14 protein-coding genes are annotated in these 16,659 nt (G+C 71.7%); 2 read left to right on the forward strand and 12 right to left on the reverse strand.

All coding sequences use genetic code 11. From position 1 onward, the window contains the following. From ABZ374_RS32680 to ABZ374_RS32735, 12 genes are all read right to left on the reverse strand, one after another. Positions 1-2,873: DUF5682 family protein (locus ABZ374_RS32680; RefSeq protein ID WP_360317996.1), on the reverse strand; the 2,873-nt coding region annotated here is incomplete at its 3' end. Continuing rightward, positions 2,870-3,982: an AAA family ATPase gene (locus tag ABZ374_RS32685; protein ID WP_360317999.1), complete on the reverse strand. Its 1,113-nt coding sequence runs from the start codon at positions 3,980-3,982 to the stop codon at positions 2,870-2,872. The genes ABZ374_RS32685 and ABZ374_RS32680, both read right to left, overlap by 4 nt. A 14-nt stretch (positions 3,983-3,996) precedes the next feature. Then, positions 3,997-5,478 carry a VWA domain-containing protein gene (locus ABZ374_RS32690; protein WP_360318002.1) on the reverse strand — a complete coding sequence of 494 codons (1,482 nt, stop codon included), beginning with the start codon at positions 5,476-5,478 and terminating at the stop codon, positions 3,997-3,999. Next, positions 5,475-6,893 carry a hypothetical protein gene (locus ABZ374_RS32695; RefSeq protein WP_360318004.1) on the reverse strand — a complete coding sequence of 473 codons (1,419 nt, stop codon included), beginning with the start codon at positions 6,891-6,893 and terminating at the stop codon, positions 5,475-5,477. Before ABZ374_RS32695 ends, ABZ374_RS32690 begins: the two co-directional genes overlap by 4 nt. Then, positions 6,863-7,369: a hypothetical protein gene (locus ABZ374_RS32700; protein ID WP_360318007.1), complete on the reverse strand. Its 507-nt coding sequence runs from the start codon at positions 7,367-7,369 to the stop codon at positions 6,863-6,865. The genes ABZ374_RS32695 and ABZ374_RS32700 overlap by 31 nt, the downstream gene beginning before the upstream one ends. 67 nt (positions 7,370-7,436) lie before the next feature. Beyond that, positions 7,437-8,120 (reverse strand): HAD-IA family hydrolase, encoded by a 684-nt coding sequence (locus tag ABZ374_RS32705; RefSeq protein ID WP_360318009.1) that lies wholly within the window; start codon positions 8,118-8,120, stop codon positions 7,437-7,439. Next, the gene (locus ABZ374_RS32710; protein WP_360318012.1) at positions 8,117-9,457 is read right to left on the reverse strand and encodes an ABC transporter ATP-binding protein; all 1,341 of its coding nucleotides are present in this window, start codon (positions 9,455-9,457) and stop codon (positions 8,117-8,119) included. Before ABZ374_RS32710 ends, ABZ374_RS32705 begins: the two co-directional genes overlap by 4 nt. Before the next feature lie 8 nt (positions 9,458-9,465). Continuing rightward, positions 9,466-10,362, reverse strand: a complete 897-nt coding sequence (locus ABZ374_RS32715) for a carbohydrate ABC transporter permease (protein WP_360318014.1) — start codon at positions 10,360-10,362, stop codon at positions 9,466-9,468. Continuing rightward, positions 10,346-11,338, reverse strand: a complete 993-nt coding sequence (locus ABZ374_RS32720; RefSeq protein WP_360318017.1) for a sugar ABC transporter permease — start codon at positions 11,336-11,338, stop codon at positions 10,346-10,348. Before ABZ374_RS32720 ends, ABZ374_RS32715 begins: the two co-directional genes overlap by 17 nt. Beyond that, positions 11,335-12,711 carry an ABC transporter substrate-binding protein gene (locus ABZ374_RS32725; protein ID WP_360318020.1) on the reverse strand — a complete coding sequence of 459 codons (1,377 nt, stop codon included), beginning with the start codon at positions 12,709-12,711 and terminating at the stop codon, positions 11,335-11,337. Before ABZ374_RS32725 ends, ABZ374_RS32720 begins: the two co-directional genes overlap by 4 nt. A gap of 32 nt (positions 12,712-12,743) precedes the next feature. Beyond that, positions 12,744-13,586 (reverse strand): MBL fold metallo-hydrolase, encoded by an 843-nt coding sequence (locus ABZ374_RS32730; protein WP_360318022.1) that lies wholly within the window; start codon positions 13,584-13,586, stop codon positions 12,744-12,746. 189 nt (positions 13,587-13,775) lie between these two features. Next, positions 13,776-14,666, reverse strand: coding sequence for a LysR family transcriptional regulator (locus tag ABZ374_RS32735; RefSeq protein WP_360318024.1), 891 nt, complete (start codon positions 14,664-14,666; stop codon positions 13,776-13,778). Positions 14,667-14,879: 213 nt separating this feature from the next. Between ABZ374_RS32735 and ABZ374_RS32740 the strand changes: the two genes are divergently transcribed. Beyond that, positions 14,880-15,491 (forward strand): hypothetical protein, encoded by a 612-nt coding sequence (locus ABZ374_RS32740; RefSeq protein WP_360318026.1) that lies wholly within the window; start codon positions 14,880-14,882, stop codon positions 15,489-15,491. Between the two features lie 150 nt (positions 15,492-15,641). Beyond that, entirely contained in the window at positions 15,642-16,538 is an 897-nt protein-coding gene (locus ABZ374_RS32745) for a D-hexose-6-phosphate mutarotase (RefSeq protein ID WP_360318028.1), read from the forward strand. The last annotated feature ends 121 nt before the right edge of the window (positions 16,539-16,659 follow it).

A 16,659-nucleotide genomic window follows, 5' to 3' on the forward strand; every position in this document is an offset into this window, starting at 1 on the left:
TGCTGATCGCCCCGATCGAGATCGGCGACGGCGCTTACACCGCCGCCGGATCGGCGATCACATAAGACGAACAACGCGGCCAGCGCCGCGGCCGCCGCCGGGTGGCGTTCGACCAGCGCGGCCCCCGGCGCGCCGACCTCCGCCGACGCCCACGGCTCGGTGCAACCGAGCAGCGCCGCCACCGCATCGCACGCGACCGGATGGGCCGCGAGCAGGGCGAGGCCGGGACCCCCGGCGCCCGAACGGCCGCCGGCCGGGCGGACCGCCGGCCCGGCGGGCGCCCGCCACGGCGGCACCCACGCGTCCAACGCCGCGAGCCGGCCCGGGAAGATCCGCCCGGCCTCGCGGATCAGCAGCGGGGCGAGTTCGGCGCCGCCGGAGCGCAACGTGCCGATCAGGGTCGGCAACCACGGCAGCAACACCGGGTCCGGCAGCCGGGCGAACGCGTTGGACACCGCCTCCACCACGAAGTCGGTCAACCCCGGCACCGGCTCCAGCGCGTGCACGAATCCGCTCAGGTATTGCGGATAGGCGGGCAACACCAGCGGATTGCCCAACAATTCGTCGCAGCGCCGGCGCAGTTCCGCCCGGGACAGCCCGCCGAGCTGTACTCGGGCCGCCCACGACAGGGCGACCTTCGCGGGCTCCTCGGGATGCGACTGCGCGATCGCCAACTCCAGTTGGGTCCTGTCACACCCCAGGGACAGGGCCAGGCTCTCCATCCCGAACAGGAAGCCCAGCATGGCCGCGACCTCACGCACACCGGCGTCCTCGTCGGTGAACGCGGTCGGCAGCAGCGTGCAGTAGTGCGCGTATCCGGTCTTGACGAACGACTCGATCCAGGTCGGCAGCACCGGCTCGCTGGTTCGGTAGTAGGCCAGCAACCGCCGTACCCTGCGCAACACTTCCGGCGCACCGTCGACGCTGCGCTCGGTCGCCAGCACGTCCAGTGCCCGACCGCCCAGTTCCTCGGCGAGTCGGCCGCCGCGCAGGTACAGCGTCGCGTCCTCGACGGCCGCCAGCACACTCGCCGCAGTCGCGTGCGGGCCGTAGGCGGCGCGGCGCAGTCGTTGTTCCAGCACCTGTTCGATACTGACGCCCTCGTAACCGAGTTCGATCAGCGCGCGCTGTTGGGTACCCAGCGCCAGGTCCCACGATTCCTGGATCGCCGGTTCGCCCAGCCGCCGCTCGCCCATGATCGGCCGGGCCGTGCCCGGCGGCATCAGATAGCGCAACATCCACAACACGTCGGAACAGCGCGCCAACTCCGGCCGGGCCGCGATATCCAGCAACGCCCTTCGCACGCCCCGCTGTTCCAGGTTCAGCCCGAGCGGGGCGAGCCGGTCGTGCACGTCCCGCGCCAGCGGCGGCAGGGCGTCGTAGCCCACCTTGCCGATCCGGTCGCCGCCCATCATGATCTCGACCAGGCGGCGCACGTCGCGCCGACCCGGCACGACGTCCTTCTCGATGCAGGTGACCGCCGCGTCCTGGAAGTCGTACGGCGTGGGCTTGGCCCGGTCGCGCATTTCGGCGAGCAGGATCGACGTCTCGAACACCGCGATGGCGTCCGCGGTGGAGGCGAGATAGCCGTTGCGGCGCGCGGCCCGTACGACCTCCACGGACCAGCCGAGCAGTTCGTCCTCGTCCAGTCGATCCAGCACCGGCGGCCGACCCAGGAAACCGGACAAGCGGTCGCCGGCCGGGGCGTCCGGCACGGCCGGCGCCGACGGTGCGGCCTTCGCGCTCTTCTTCGGCTTCGCGGCCTTCTTGGCGCCCGCCTGACCGACGAGCCGGAACGGTTGTGCGCCGGTACGTCGGAGGTTCTTCGCCCACACCGTCGCGGCGATCGACACCGACCCGGCCGCGAGGCCGAACTGCGCCTCGATCGCGGCGTGGCTGGAGGGGATCAGCCCGTATTGCCACGTGGTCGCGGTACGCGGGCCGATCTCGTAGGTGTCGGTGCCCTCGATGCCGAACTCGGCGACCCGGGCCGCCGCGTGGAAGGCGCCGCAGACGTAGAGGCAGTCCGCGGGATCGGTGCCGGTGGCGGCGAGGTGCTCGCGCATCCGGGTCCACATGTAGCGCTCGCGGTCCTCGTCCACCCGCACGCGCCGCGAGTCGCCGGGGGCCAGCCGCCGGAACAGGCTGCCGATCAAAACCATGACCTGTCGGTAGGTGTCGTGGTCACAGTCGCCGAGTGGCAGTTCGACGTATTGGTGCCACCATTCCGACCAGTGCCGCACCCGTCCGTGCCGCAGCAGGTGCTCCTCCAGTTCGGCGAAGCGCGGACGCAGATCGCCGATCTCCAGGCCGATCGCGTCGCCGTGCAGCGCGCTTTCCTCCTCGGCCGGCGGCGCGTCCGGATCGGCCTGCTCGCCGCCGTCGCGGTCGCGTGGTTCCCACTGGTAGACGTGGTCCGAGGAACGGTCGACCAGGACCAGTTCGACCCCGGGGGTGTCCAACGCATAGGCGATCGCCTGGTATTCGGCGGACGCCTCGGTGATCGGCGCGACCACCGACAGCGGCGCCCACTCGATCGGGAAACCGTCGATCTCGGAGGCGAACGCCTGGACGGCCACCGGGAGCGTGCAGTTGCGCAGCTCGGACAGCAGCGGCGCCATGTCCTCGCAGAGTTCGAGATAGACCACCTTCGGCTGCTTGGCGCGCAGCCGTCGGGCCATCGCGATCGCCGAGGCGGGCGAGTGGTGGCAGACCGGGAAGATCTCCAGGGGTTCGCGGGCCGCCCGGTCGACGTCGTCGACGATGCCGAGCAGGATGTCCGCCAATGCGTCCGGCCCGTCGGCGAACGTCGCCGCCGCATCCCGGAGTTGACCGCGCAGCGCGTCGAACGCGCCCTCGTCCGGGGCGGTCACGACAGGGCGGCGATCGCCGTGCGACCACCCTCCAGGAACTCCGGCCAGTGCCCGCCCTCCTCCTTGCCGCGCGGCTCGATCACGCCGTGCAGGTACTTGTTGATGATGGCCAGATCCTCCGGTTCGCGTCGGGCCAGCGAGCCGACCAGGGAGGCGGCGAGGGTGTGTGCGGTCAACGCGCGGTCACCGAAGAAGTTGCCGTGCAGGATGGCGTCCTCCAGCACGCCGATCTGTTCGGCGGTGGACAACGACGACTCCAACCGCTCGTCGTCGCTGCCGGCCGCCGCCGAGGCGGCGCGCAGGTCGGCGAAGCTCTGCAACAGCACGTCCAGCAGTGTCGGCGGCACCTCCAGCTCGATCCGGTGCCGGCGCAGCAGTTCCTCGGTGCGGAAGCGGACGATCTCCGCCTCGCTCTTCTTGTTGGTCACCACCGGGATGCGGACGAAGTTGAAGCGGCGCTTGAGGGCGGAGGACAGGTCGTTGACGCCTCGGTCGCGGCTGTTGGCGGTGGCGATCACGGAGAAGCCCGGCTTGGCGAACACGATGGCGTCGTCGTCCAGTTCCGGCACCGAGACGTACTTCTCGGACAGGATGGAGATCAGCGCGTCCTGCACGTCGCTGGTGGAGCGGGTGAGTTCCTCGAACCGGCCGATCGCGCCGGACTCCATCGCGGTCATGATCGGCGAGGGGATCATCGACTCCCGCGACTGGCCCTTGGCGATCACCATCGACACGTTCCACGAATACTTGATGTGGTCCTCGGTGGTGCCGGCGGTGCCCTGCACGACCAGGGTGGAGTTGCGGCAGATCGCGGCGGCCAACAGTTCGGCCAGCCAGCTCTTGCCGGTGCCCGGGTCGCCGATCAGCAGCAGGCCGCGGTCCGAGGCCAGTGTGACGATGGCGCGTTCGACGATGCTGCGGTCGCCGAACCACTTCTGGGCGATCTCCCGGTCGAGGCCGTCGGAGCGCTCGGAGCCCAGCACGAACAGGCGGATCATCTTCGGCGACAACCGCCAGGTGAAGGGCTTGGGGCCGTCGTCGACGGACTCCAGCCAGTCGAGCTCCTCGGCGTACTTGAGTTCGACGGGCGCGCGCAACAGGTCGGACATGTGAGGGAGCCTTTCTAGGCGAGGAACGTCTTGAGTTCGTGCACGAGCTTGCGGATGTGCCCGGAGATCACCGGTGTGCCCAGGTCCTTGAAGCGTTCGCGGAACCAGGGGTTGACACTGCCGCGACCGGAACTGGTCACCGAGCCGACCGGGATGAACTTGGCTCCCGAGCGGTGCACGGCCGCCATGTCGGCGAACAGCCGTTCGGTGTGCCATTCGTAGAAGTCGGAGATCCACACCACGACGGTGTTGCGCGGTTCGGCGATCTTGGGTCGGGCCAGGGCCATCGCGACCGTGCCGTCGGTGCCGCCGCCGAGTTGGGTGCGCAGCAGGGTCTCGAACGGGTCGTGCACCCACGGGGTGAGGTCGATGGCCTGGGTGTCGTAGGCGATCAGGTGTACGTCCACCTTCGGCAGTCCGGCGAAGATCGACGCCAGGATGGTGCAGTTGACCATCGAGTCGACCATCGAGCCGGACTGGTCCACGACCACGATCAGCCGCGAGGGAGTGGTCTTGCGGACGGTGTGCCGGTAGAAGAGGCGGTCGACGTACAACCGCTCCTCCTCGGGATCCCAGTTGGTGAGGTTCTTCCAGATCGTGCGGTCGATGTCGAGGTTGCGGAACACCCGCTTGGGCGGGATCGACCGATCCAGCGTGCCGACACTGGCCTTGGCCAGTTGGGTGCGCAGCACCTCGGCGACCTCGTCGACGAAGCGGCGGATCAGATCCTTGGCATTGGCCAACGCGACGCCGGACAGATTGTTCTTGTCCCGCAGCAGTTCCTCGATCAGCGACATGCTCGGGGTCAGTTGCGCCGCGAGCCGGGAGTCGGCGAGCACCTCGCGCAGCTTCATGCGTTTGACCAGGTCCGCCTCGATGGCGGCCAGTTCCGGGCCGATCGCCGGGATCAGCGTGCCGAGATCGGGTGTTCCGCCGCCGACGCCGGTGCCGGTCCGGCCGGCTGCTCGACCCGCGGACCCGGGCCGACCGCCGCGCAGATCGCCGGGCTCGCAGCCGATCGCACGCTCCAGCCAGCCGGCGTCCGACTGCCAGCGGGACAACTGTTCGGCGCTGACGGTGCCCGATCCGGTGCCCAGTACATTGAGCAGCAACTTGCCCACCATCGCGGCGCGGCGCACCTCGGCGGCCCGGTCGCGGCCGTCCGGGTCCGGCTCGGGCACCATCAGGTCCTCGAACTCGGCGGCCAGTTCGGGGTGTCGCTGCACGATCGCGTCGGCGGACGCCTGTGGGTCCAGCAGCGCGGGCGGCAGGCCGAGGTCCTCGACCACGGCCAGGCTCGCCGATTCGAGGCTTGCCTGCTCCTGCGGGTCGAACAGGCGGGCCAGAAGCCGCCAGTAGAGGACCTGCCGACGATTCTCGTCGGCGACCGGCTCGGTGACCGGCTCGGCTGCGGATGCGCCAGCAAGGTCGACAGAGGCGGACGCGGCGAGGTCGAGCGCGGCTTTCGGGACGGGTACAGTGCTCGGCTCGCTCATGTGCGCAACAACTTCCCGGCGCGTTCGCGCAACACCCGCACTGCTTCGCCGGCGGCCTGTTCGGCCTTGACGCCCACCTTGTCCGCGGTGCCGCCGGCCCAGGCGCCGGCGTGGATCGTGACGGTCTTCTTCTTGACCGCGGTCTCGACGGCGAGCGGCTGGATCCGGAAGTCGCCGGCGTCCCACCGCACCAAGCCGATGCACGCGCTTGAGGTCGCGACGGCGTCGGGAGTGAGCGGTCCGGCCGAGGGGATGCGGTCCGCGTCGACGGCGATCCGGTGGCCCGCGAGCGTGAACGCGAGCCCGCCGTCCGCCCGGTCCACCCCGTAGTCCTCCAGGAACACCGGTATCGCGATGCCCGCCGGATGCCGGTCCAGGGGTGCGATCGCCCCGGCGCCGGCGCCGGGCAGCGCGACCCGGGCGGTGGCGAAAGCGTCGGCGGGCTTGCCGACCCGCGCGTGTGCGTCGCTCCAGATCAGGTCGCCCTCGGCGGTGATCGGCATGTCCGTCAGATCCATCGAGCGCCCGTCGCCGGCCGCGGCCGACAACGACAGATGCGGGCGCAGCAGTTGCCACCCGCCCACGCCGACCACGGTGTCCGGTTTGGGCGCCGAGACGCTCGCCCGGACCAGGCGGGCCGGGCCGCCGCCGGCGGGCTCGAACACCGCGTGCACCTGGGCCTGTACGGCGGTGGGGTGCTCGTGCAGGTCGATGCCGAGCGGCAACAGCCGGCCGGTCACGGTGTCGGTGCCGGGCGGTGCGACGGCGCCGGGATGGGTCAGCAACATCGCCCGCGACCACAGGTCGGCCCAGCGGCGCACCGGGATGCGCTCCAGGGCCGCGCCGGGGCAGGACGCCGCGAGTTCGGCGGCGAAGCCGTCCAACAGCGTGGCCGAGCGGCGCAGCGTCGGGTCCGGGAGCATCGCGAAGACGACCTGCCCCGCTCCGGAGACCAGGTCGTGGTCGATGCCCTGCCAGCCGGCGCGGGCCAGGTCGGCGAGCCAGGCGCGGGCCGCGGCGAGCAGGTTCACCGCCGCGAACGTGCCGGACTCGACGGCCGGTTGCTCGGCGCGGGCTCGGCCGGTGGCCTCGTCGATCCGGGCCACCAGCGCGTCGTGGATCGCGCCGAGCAGCGCGGTGCGGGCGGCGGCCAGGACGAGCAGGTGCTCCTCGCTCGCGGCGCCGACCGACACCTTCTCGACCGCTTCGGCAACCGCGCCGGCCAGCGGGGTACCCCCGACGGCGGCGGCCAGTTCGGCCAACGCGGCGGCCTGCGCGGGCTGCGGTCGAAGCAGGCCGCCGATCAGGGTCCGGTCGAACGCCTCGACGACCGCGAGGGCCTCGTCGAGTCCGGCGATGGGTTCGGCGAGCAGGTCGGCGCGCATCAGGCCACCGCCCGGGTCGGCGGGAACCACTGCATCTCCGGCAACGGCGCGGTGGTCGCGGCGAGTTCGAGATAGCCGAGGTGGCGCAGGAAGCGGCTGAAGACGGGAGCCGCGGCCGAACGATCGGCCTGCGCCGGGCGGGTGGCGGTCATCGCCTCGGTGATGGCCCGCGCGTCGGCCGCCGCGTCGACCCGCAGATAGCGCGCGACCCGGTCGGCGCCGTATTGGAGCACCGCCTCGGTGATCATCGCGCCGATGTGCTTGCAGAACGAGCCGTGCGCGCCGCCGCAGGGCCGGTTGTTGTTGGTGCTGCACGCGAAGGCGTAGCTGCGCGTCGCGATCGACGAGACGTAGACCCGCCCGATGTCCGAGCCGCTCGACACCACGCCCTGGAGGCGTCCGTCGGCCAGTTCGACGAACGGGACCTTGGCGAGCTTGCGCGGCCGGGCGGGTGGGATCACCCGCGCCGCGCTCGATGCCTCCCACACTTCCCCATCCGGGAACACACCATCTCCTTTACGCCCAGGGGATTCGGCCCGCCGGATCGACGGGACGCACCGAACGTACTGGTGATCACCGACAGCGCAGCCACCCGTCCAGGGCGGCGATGGTGGTGTCCGTGCAGGTGTGCACGATCGTGTGCCAGCCTCGCGCCAGGGCCGCGGCGCAGTTCGCGGGCACGTCGTCGATCAGCACACATCGATCCGGTCGCACGCCGGCCGTCGCCTCGGCGTGCGCGTAGATCCGCGGGTCGGGCTTGCTCAGGCCGCACACGTGCGAGGCGATCACGGTGTCGAACAGGCCCGGGTACAGGTGCGGTGCGGCGGCGTGCAGCAGCGCCTGTCGGTGTGGTTCCCATTCGAGCACGCTGTTGGTGAGCAGGCCGATCCGCACGCCGGGTCGTTCGACCGTGCGCAGGTGGGCGAGCAACCGGGTGTCGATCAGGCGGCCGTCGTACCAGTGGTCGCCGAAGCGGGTCAGGTCGATGCGTGGGATTCGCGGGGCGAGCGCGGCGGTGACCCGGCGGCCCCACTCGGCCTGGCTGATCCGGCCGCGTTCGAGTGCCTCCAGGTCGCCGGTGCATCCGGTGCCCGGGGCGAGGTCGTCGGCGACCCGGCGGACCGCTTCGCGGAACGCGTCCGCGGGCAGGTCGGCGGCGGTGAGCACGCGGTCGAGGGCCTCGTCGAGCGGTGAGGTCAGCACGCCGCCGAAGTCGCTCCACACCACGATGTCGGCGGTGGCTCGCGCGGCCGTCATGCCCGCACCTGGTCGGCCGCGCCGAGACGCTGCCCGGCCACACGCTCGGCCTCGGCTCCGGCGTCGGCTCGGTCTCGCCCCCGGAGGTCGGGCCCGTCCGACTCCGGGTGCTCCACCCTCCGCCCGTCCGGTCCGAACAGGTGCAGCCGTTCGGCCGCGACCCGGACCCGGACCCGCTCCCCCGCCGCCCGGAACGGGCCCTCGGCGGGCACGGTGACCGCCCAGGACGAGCCACCCTCGACCGTGCTCCGGCAGGTCACCACCCGGCCGTCGCCGGTGTACTCGACGATGTCGACGATCCCGTCCACGACCAGCCCCGCACCGGTGAGCGCGCCCGCCGCCGACCCGAATCCGCCCGCGGGCGCCGCCTCCGGCACGCCGTCGGCCGGACGCCAACCCAACGACACCGGCCCCGCCGGCAACGGCTCGGCCGGGCCCGCGAGTCGCGCCTGCAACCCGGGGGCGCGCAGACCGACCCCGGCCGTTGTCGCCGACCCCTCGGCGATCGTTTCCACCGGTTGCAGGTTCATCGCCGGACTGCCGAGGAAGCCGGCCACGAACGTGTTCGCCGGTCGGCTGTACACCTCCTGCGGAGACCCGGCCTGGGAGAGTCGGCCACCGTCGAGCACCACCAGGTGGGTGGCCATCGACAACGCCTCCAGTTGATCGTGCGTGACCAGCACCGCGGTGCAACCGAACTCTCGGTGCAGTCGCACCAGTTCGGCGCGCGCGTGGTGGCGCAACTGGGCGTCGAGCGCGGACAGCGGCTCGTCCAGGAGCAGTACCGACGGACCCCGTACCAGGGCCCGGGCCAGCGCCACCCGTTGCCGTTCGCCGCCGGAGAGTTGGCTCGGCCGCCGGTGCTCCTTGCCGTCGAGCCGCACCAGGGCGCAGGCCCGCCGCACACTCTCCGCGATCTCGGCCCGGGACGCGGCGGCCGGCGCGTCGGCGCGCCCGGTCCGGGTGATCCGGGCGGTCAGCCCGCGACGGCGGTCGTGCCGGGCCTGGATGCGCAGGCCGAAGCCCACGTTCTCGGCGACGGTCATATGGGGGTAGAGCGCGAAGTCCTGGAAGACCATGGACAGATCGCGGCGGCCGGGCGGCAGGTCGGTGACGTCGGCGCCGTCGATGGCGATGTGTCCCGCGTCGGGTGTCTCCAGGCCCGCGATCAGCCGCAGGGCGGTGGACTTGCCGCATCCCGACGGGCCGACCACGACGGTGAACGAGCCCGGTGGGATGGTCAGTTCCGGCAGGTCCAGGGCCGGGCGGTCTCCGTCGGCGTAGGACTTGACGAGATCGCGCAGCACGATCCCGCCGAGGGCGGCTCGGTCGGTCATGTCGGGGGTCACCGCAATCCGGAGTGGAGGAACGCGTCGGCGACGCGACGCGAGGCGAACAGGTACACGGCGACCACGGGCAGCGTGGCGAGCATGGCCGCGGCCAGCAGCGGCCCGGGGTTGGGCCCTTCCTGGTTCTGGAACAGTTGCAGGCCCACCTGGATGGTGGTGTGTTCCCGGCTCGGCGCGGCCAACAGCGGCCACAGGTATTCGTTCCAGGTGCTGATGAACACCAGTACGGCGACCGCGCCCAGGGCCGGGCGCAGCAGCGGGAGCACGACGAAACGCAGGGTCTCCCACGGCGTCGCGCCCTCCAGCGCGGCGGCTCCGAGCAGGCCCGCCGGGATGGCCTTGACGTGCTCGTGCAGGAGCAACACGGCCAGTGCGCAGCCGGAGAGTTGCGGCAGCACCAGGCCGGGGTAGCTGTCCCGCCACCCGAGTTCGGCGAGCATCAGGAAGTGCGGCACGATCAGCGACTGGGTCGGCACGACCAGGGCCACCGCGAGCGCGCCCATCATCCAGCCGCGCAGCGGGACGTGGAAACGCACCAGGGCGTAGCCGGCGAGCACGCCGACCGTCAGTTGCGCGAGCGTGACACCGGCGGCCATCACGAAGGTGTTGACCAGCAGCCGGACGATCGGGAAGTCGTCCAGGGCACTGCGATAGTGCTCCAGGCTCGCCGGCCACGGCACCGGATCGGTGCCGTAGATGTCGTTGGCGGGTTTGAACGAGGTGATCAGCGCCCACAGGACCGGGAAGAGCATCGCGCCGGCGACGGCGAGCAGCACCGCGTGCCGGGCCCCCGCGCGCAGGACGCGGCCGACCCGCGGGGCACGCGGATACCCGGCGGCCCGCCGGTGGAGGGTGCGCGGTGCCGGGGTGGGCGGGTCAGCGTGGGCGGGCACGGGCGAACCTCCGGGTGACGCGTGCGGCCAGGACGCGCAGCGCGAACAGGGCGGTGAGCGCGAGGACGATGACGACCGCGGCGGCCGAGGCGGCGCCGATGTCGAAGAAGGTGAAGCCGTAGGTGTAGAGCCGGTGGTAGACGTTGTCGGTGCTGCCGTCGGGGCCGCCCTGGGTCAGCACGGCCACGTTGGTGAACACCCATTGGCCGGCCAGCACGACGCACACGAAGCCGAGGAGCACGGTGGTCCGGCGCAGTTGTGGCCAGACCACGAAGCGGGTGATCTCCCATTCGGTGGCGCCCTCGACGCGGGCGGCCTCGATACCGCGCCGGTCGATGCCGGCCAGGGCGGCGCCGAACAGCAGCATGTTCAGCGCGACGATCTTCGCCGCGGTGACCGCCACCACGACCGGCAGGGCGGTGTCGGGATCGCCGAGCCAGTTGCGGTCGGACCCCAGGCCCAGGCCGCCGAGCGTCGCGTTGGCGACCCCCTGGAGCGGGTTCAACACGAACTGCCAGGAAACGGCGGTGGCGACGGGGGCCAGCACCACCGGCAGGAAGAGCAGTGCCCGATAGATCTCCGAGCCGCGTCCCGGCCGCTTCCAGAGCATGATCGCCAGTCCCAGCGGCACGAACGTGGCGAAGGGGACCATCAGTACCACGTAGAGCAGCGTGCGCTGGATCGCCTGCGGGAACTCCGGTTCTCCGAACAGGCGTTCGTAGTTGTCCAGGCCGACGAACGGTCGCCGGTCGGAGGTCAGATCCCAGTCCAGGAAGCTGAGCACGCCGGTGAACACGAGCGGCCCGTAGACCCACACGACCAGCGACGCCAACATCGGCGTGAGATAGAGCCAGGGCCCCACCCGCCCGGTGCGCCGGCCGCGCGCGGCTCGGGCGCCGGTGCCCGCGCCCGGCTCCCCCGCCGGTGCGTCCGGTGCGCGCCGGCCGGGTGCGGTCCGCACCGCGGTCGTGCTCACGAGCGCGAGGCCAGCGAACGGATCTTGCTCGCGGCCTCGTTCAGCGTCCGGGCCGGATCGGCCTTGCGCAGCACGATCGGCTCCACCGCCTCGTCCTGGAGGGCCAGCACCGCCTGATTGGCGCTGCGCCCGGGGAAGAACGTGTACGGGGTGACCGCGTCGAGTTGGTCGAGCGCGGGCAGCAGGCGTTTGTTCTGCGCGAAGTAGTCGGCCAGGTGGGCGGGGTCGGTGACCAGTGCCGGGCGCAGCGGCAGATAACCCATGTCCCGGGTGATCACGGTGAAGCCCTGCGCCCCGGTGAGGAAGGCGACGAACCGCCAGGCGGCGCGCTGTCGGGCCTTGTCCTTGGTGAGCACGGCCAGGCCCGCACCGGAGTAGGTCGGTCGGGCGGGTGCGTCGGTGAAGCGTGGGAAGCCGGCCGTGCGCAGGTCGAATTTGCCGTTCGCGGCCTTCTCGAAGTTGGTCAACGCGGCGGTGCTGAGCACGATCATGGCCAGTTTGCCGCCCGCAAACGCCGCGACGGCGTCGTTCGCGGACACCGCGGGCGCGGCGCCGGAGACGGTGAGGTCCTGCAGCACGGTCAGCGCGCCGACGGCGGCCGGGTCGGCCACCGCGGGACTGCCGTCGGGGCGCAGCAGCGTGCCGCCGTTGCTCGCGATCACCGATTGGGTGAGGTAGTCGGACTTGCCGGCGTCGGCGACCGCGAAGTAGACGCCCTGTGCGCCGGTGCGGGTGACGGCCAGCGCCGCGTCCTTGATCTCGGCGACGGTGCGCGGCGCGCGGTCGGGGTCGAGCCCGGCCTTGCGGAAGAGGTCGGCGTTGTAGAACAACACCGGGATGGACATCGTGTACGGCATCGCCTTGACCTTGCCGTCGTGCCTGACCGCGTCGAGCACGCCCCGGGACATGCCGGCCACGTGGGCCTGCCAGTCGGCCGGGGAGACGAGGTCCTGGACCGGTACCAGGGGCAGGTTCGCGTACGCCTCGGCCATCTTGCTCCAGCCGATCTGCGCCACGTCGGGCGGATTGCCGGCGGCGGTGTCGGTGCGCAGCTTGGTGAGCACGTCCTTGACCGCGACGCCCTGCGGTCGGATCCGGATGTCGGGGTTGGCCGCGTGGAAGGCGTCGATGAGCTTTTGGGTGCCCTGTCCGCCGAGGTCGGGGGTGCCGTAATTGTAGGAGAGGAAGTCGAGCGTGACGGTCTTGCCACCACCCCCGCCGCTCCCGCCGCCGTCGGCGCCGCACGCGGTCAGCGCCGCCAGTCCGAACAGGCCCAGGACGGATCGGCGGGCCAGGACCGCGCCACCCCCACCGGCCCCGCCGGCCCGGCTCCGGGCCCGCGTCGTCGGGACCGCCGGTATCCGAGCCGCCACTGTCCCTGTCGCCACTGTCCGTGTCGCCTGCATCACGAGCCTTTCCGAACGTCGAATCGAGCCCCGGGGTGGGCCAATCGCACGGGTCCGTCGTAGACCGCCTCCGCCTCGGCCCGGCGCGCCCGCAGCCAGGCCGGGTCGGCGGTGACGAAATGGGTGAGCACGAGCTGCCCGACACCGGCGGCGGCCGCGGCCCGACCGGCGTCGGCGGCGCTCAGGTGCCCGTGCGCACCGTTGTCGGTCTGCTCCAGCGTGGCTTCGGCGAGCAACAGATCCACGTCCCGGGCCAGTTCCGGCAGCGCGTCGGTCACCCCGGTGTCGCCGGTGTAGACCAACGTGCCGTCGGGGCTCTCGACACGCACGCCGCAATTGGGCGAGGAGTGCCGCAGTTCGTGCATCCGCACCCGACAGTCGGCGACGGCGAACGTGTCGCCGGAGGCGTACTCGCGCACCTCGAAAGCCAATTCGAAGGCTTGATCCAGCAGCGGCATGGTGCGCACCGGGAACAGCGCCGCCAGGCGGTCCAGCACGTCGCGGGCGCCGGCCGGGACGTAGAGCGGCAGCCGCCCCCGATCGGCGCGCGGCGGCGGCAGCGCGGCCCGCTTGAACGACTCGGGCAGATCGCCCGGGTAGGGCACCGTCGCGGCCAACAACCGCTTGCCGAGCGGGAGCAGGTCGTAGCAGTGGTCGAGGTGCATGTGGCTGATCACGACGGCGTCGAGCCGATCCGGCCGAGTGACCGACCCCAGGCCCGTCATCACGCCCGGACCGCAGTCGAGCAGGATGTGTCCGCCGGCCGAGGTGACGAGATAGCCCGAACTGGCCTGCCCGTCGGCCGGCATGCCCGAACGGCAGCCGAGCACGGTGAGTTGCATTTCCGAATCCGATCCACGAGTCGATGCGAAAGGCCGTGCCTTCGCACCGAAATCGTGATTCACCGGCCATGGACCGGCAATGAGCAATCGACGAACGCACCATTGCCTCGGACAATCGCCGCGGTCGGGCCGGGGCCGAGCACGCCGAAACGCGCCGAAAGCCGCGACCGTCGTTCCGCGCCGCCGTGCCTATGCCACCTCGATCGTCTCGACGCTGTCCAGGAACGCCGTCACGAGCGGGTCGTGATCGTCGGCGCGCCAGACCACGTCCAGGCTCAACATCGGTACGGGATCCACCAACGGCACCACGCTCAGACCACGCGTCGCCGGTTGGCCGGCCCGTACCGCGTCCGAGGCGAAGCCCACGACCGGTCTCGTGGAGACCACCACGCCGGTGGCACCGGTGTCGTCCACCTCGTCGGCGATGGTCAGGCTGATCCCGCTGTCCTGGGCGGCGCGCACGATGGTGTCGTACATCGCCGGGCTCTGCTCGCGTTGGAACAGTACGCAGGGCTGGTGCGCGAGTTCGCGAAAGGCCACCCGCTCGCGCCGCGCCCACGGATGCCCGTCGCCGACCACCGCGACCAGCGGCAGCGACAACAGCCGACGGGACCGCAACCGCGCGCTCAGTGGCCGGCCGAAGATCAACGCGACGTCCAGCTCACCCGCGAGCAGACCGGACAATTGCGGCCCACTGCGCTTCTCCCACAACGACGTCAGCACCCCCGGATGCTCCTCGGCCAGCCGCTGCAACGTCGGCGGCAACACCCGCTGCCCGGCCGGGAAGTTGAACCCGACCCGCACCGTGCCCACCCGCCCGGCCGCCGCCTCCCGGGCCAGATCGGCGGCCTTGGCCAACCGTTCGACGATGCCCTGCGCCTCGGCCCGAAATACCTGCCCGGCCGGGGTCAGTCGTACCTCGTGCGAGGTGCGGGCGACCAATACGACGCCCAATTCTTTTTCGAGACGTTGGAGTTGCTGACTCAACGAGGGTTGCGCGAGATGCAGCCGTTCGGCCGCCCGGCCGAAATGCAGTTCGTCGGCAATCGCGAGAAAAGACTCCAGGTAACGGAATTCCATGTGCCACCTTTCCCGGAGCGCGTGCCTGCGCCAACCTAGCCGCGTCCGCACAACACCCGATGACCACCGGGTGCCCACCCGACGAACTTCAGCCGCGCCGCCGGCGCGCCGGGCCCGAAGGTCACGTTTCGGTGGCTACCGGTATGCGGCCGAGCACGGTAGGTTCCCGCCGTACCGATTTCGAGGGGGATCGGCCCGATCCCGGGAGGGCCCATGGTCGAGTCGGCGCCGAGCGAGGTTGACGCACGACCGATTCCCAGCGACGCCGACGTCATACGGCGCGGGGTGCTGATCGGACTGGGCGTGCTGACGGTGATCCAGTGGCGACTGGCGGCCTGGAATCCGTGGAACCTGGAGATCTTTCGACACCAGGCCCTGACGAGCGGGTCCCTGGCGACCTCGGTCGTGTTGGCGTCCGTGTGCATCGAGGGCTGGTGGACCTTCCGAGGGTGTTTCCCCCGACTGTTGCTCGGCCTGGCGGGGATCCCGCTCGCCTTCTTGGCATTGGTCGCACTGTGCAGCACGTTCGTCTGGAAACAGACGGTGCACGGCGTCGAGGCGGTCTCGCCCGACGGCCGGGTGCAGGCCGTACGGATAAGCACCGCCGGGCTGTTGCGATCCTCGGGCGGACTCGTGCTGCGCATCACCGACGGTCTGGATCGGCGTTCGGACGTGCTGTACGAGTGCGACGAGGAACAGCAACTCGCCGGCGCACGTTTCCTCGACGATCGCACCCTGGAGATCACCGACCGGAACGGCCCGAAGACCGTCCTGGTGCGCTTCGACAAGAACCTGAACCCGCGCGGCGCGACGCCGTGCCCCTGACTCGAACCCCGGGTCGGACCGGGTCCGGGCGCCCGGCCGGGGCGGACAACGCGCTCGCCGGCGCGGGTGGTTCCGGGGGGCGGCCGCGCCTGTGGCATCGTGACGGGTTCGGTGGGCGGCGGCGCCCCGACCAACGTGAGAGGTCTTGACGTGCCCGAAGACGTATTCGCCCTGCCCGTCCTCCGGCGGCTCGACGACCACCTCTCGCTGCGCCGGCTGGGCGAGCTGGAGGTGGTCGTGGTGGACCACCCGCGAGTACGTGCCGCGCTCGCCCTCCAGGGCGCGCACCTGTTCGCCTGGCAGCCGCAGGGCGCGGAGCCGGTGTTGTGGCTGAGCGACGACGGGGTCTTCGAGGAGGGTCGGGCGGTGCGCGGCGGCGTACCGATCTGCTGGCCGTGGTTCGGACCGGCGGGTCGCCCGAACCACGGGTTCGCCCGCATCCTGCCGTGGACACTGCTCGGCTCCGGCGCGGCCGACGACGCGCTGCACCTGAGCCTGGTCCTGCGCGACGACGAGCGGTCGCGGGCGTACTGGCCGTTCGCGTTCGAGGTGGAGGCCCGCTTCACGCTGGGCCCGCGAGAGTGCCGGATCGAGCTGACGGCGCGCGGCGACTTCGAGAGCACCGCCGCGCTGCACACCTACCTGCGGGTGGGCGACCTGGCCGGCGTCCGGATCACCGGTCTGGACGGGCCCTACCTCGACAAGGTCCTCGACGTCGAGGCGGACACGGGCAAGGACCCGGACACCGGCGAGGACGGGCTGTCCTTCCCGGACCGGATCGACCGCATCTACACCCGCCCGGACGACGTCACCCGGGTGCACGACCGGACCGGGGGGCGCGTCGTCGAGGTGCGGCACGCCGGACACAGCGACGTGGTGGTGTGGAACCCGGGCGCGGAACTCACCCGCACGATGGCCGATGTGCCCGACGACGGCTGGCGGGAGTTCGTCTGTGTGGAGACCGCCCGCGTGTGCAAACCGCTGGCCGCCGACCCGCACGCACCCACCCGCCTGACCGCGACGCTCCGGATCGCGACCGACGCGTAGGCCCCGGCGACGCGTGCGGCCCGGCCGACGGGACGACCCCGGCCCGACGCACGAGCCGGCCCGCCCCGGCACGAAGAAACGGCGCCGCCCGCATTGCGGGCGGCGCCGTCGACGTCGAGGC

This window comes from Embleya sp. NPDC005971 (assembly GCF_040629175.1).
In the GTDB taxonomy this organism is placed as follows: domain Bacteria; phylum Actinomycetota; class Actinomycetes; order Streptomycetales; family Streptomycetaceae; genus Embleya.

Excerpts from the sequence above, each read along its gene's own strand:
- ABZ374_RS32685 (WP_360317999.1), bottom strand. The coding sequence starts at position 3,982 with ATGTCCGACCTGTTGCGCGCGCCCGTCGAACTCAAGTACGCCGAGGAG.
- ABZ374_RS32705 (WP_360318009.1), bottom strand. The coding sequence starts at position 8,120 with ATGACGGCCGCGCGAGCCACCGCCGACATCGTGGTGTGGAGCGACTTC.
- ABZ374_RS32690 (WP_360318002.1), bottom strand. The coding sequence starts at position 5,478 with ATGAGCGAGCCGAGCACTGTACCCGTCCCGAAAGCCGCGCTCGACCTC.
- ABZ374_RS32740 (WP_360318026.1), top strand. The coding sequence starts at position 14,880 with ATGGTCGAGTCGGCGCCGAGCGAGGTTGACGCACGACCGATTCCCAGC.
- ABZ374_RS32730 (WP_360318022.1), bottom strand. The coding sequence starts at position 13,586 with ATGCAACTCACCGTGCTCGGCTGCCGTTCGGGCATGCCGGCCGACGGG.
- ABZ374_RS32710 (WP_360318012.1), bottom strand. The coding sequence starts at position 9,457 with ATGACCGACCGAGCCGCCCTCGGCGGGATCGTGCTGCGCGATCTCGTC.
- ABZ374_RS32735 (WP_360318024.1), bottom strand. The coding sequence starts at position 14,666 with ATGGAATTCCGTTACCTGGAGTCTTTTCTCGCGATTGCCGACGAACTG.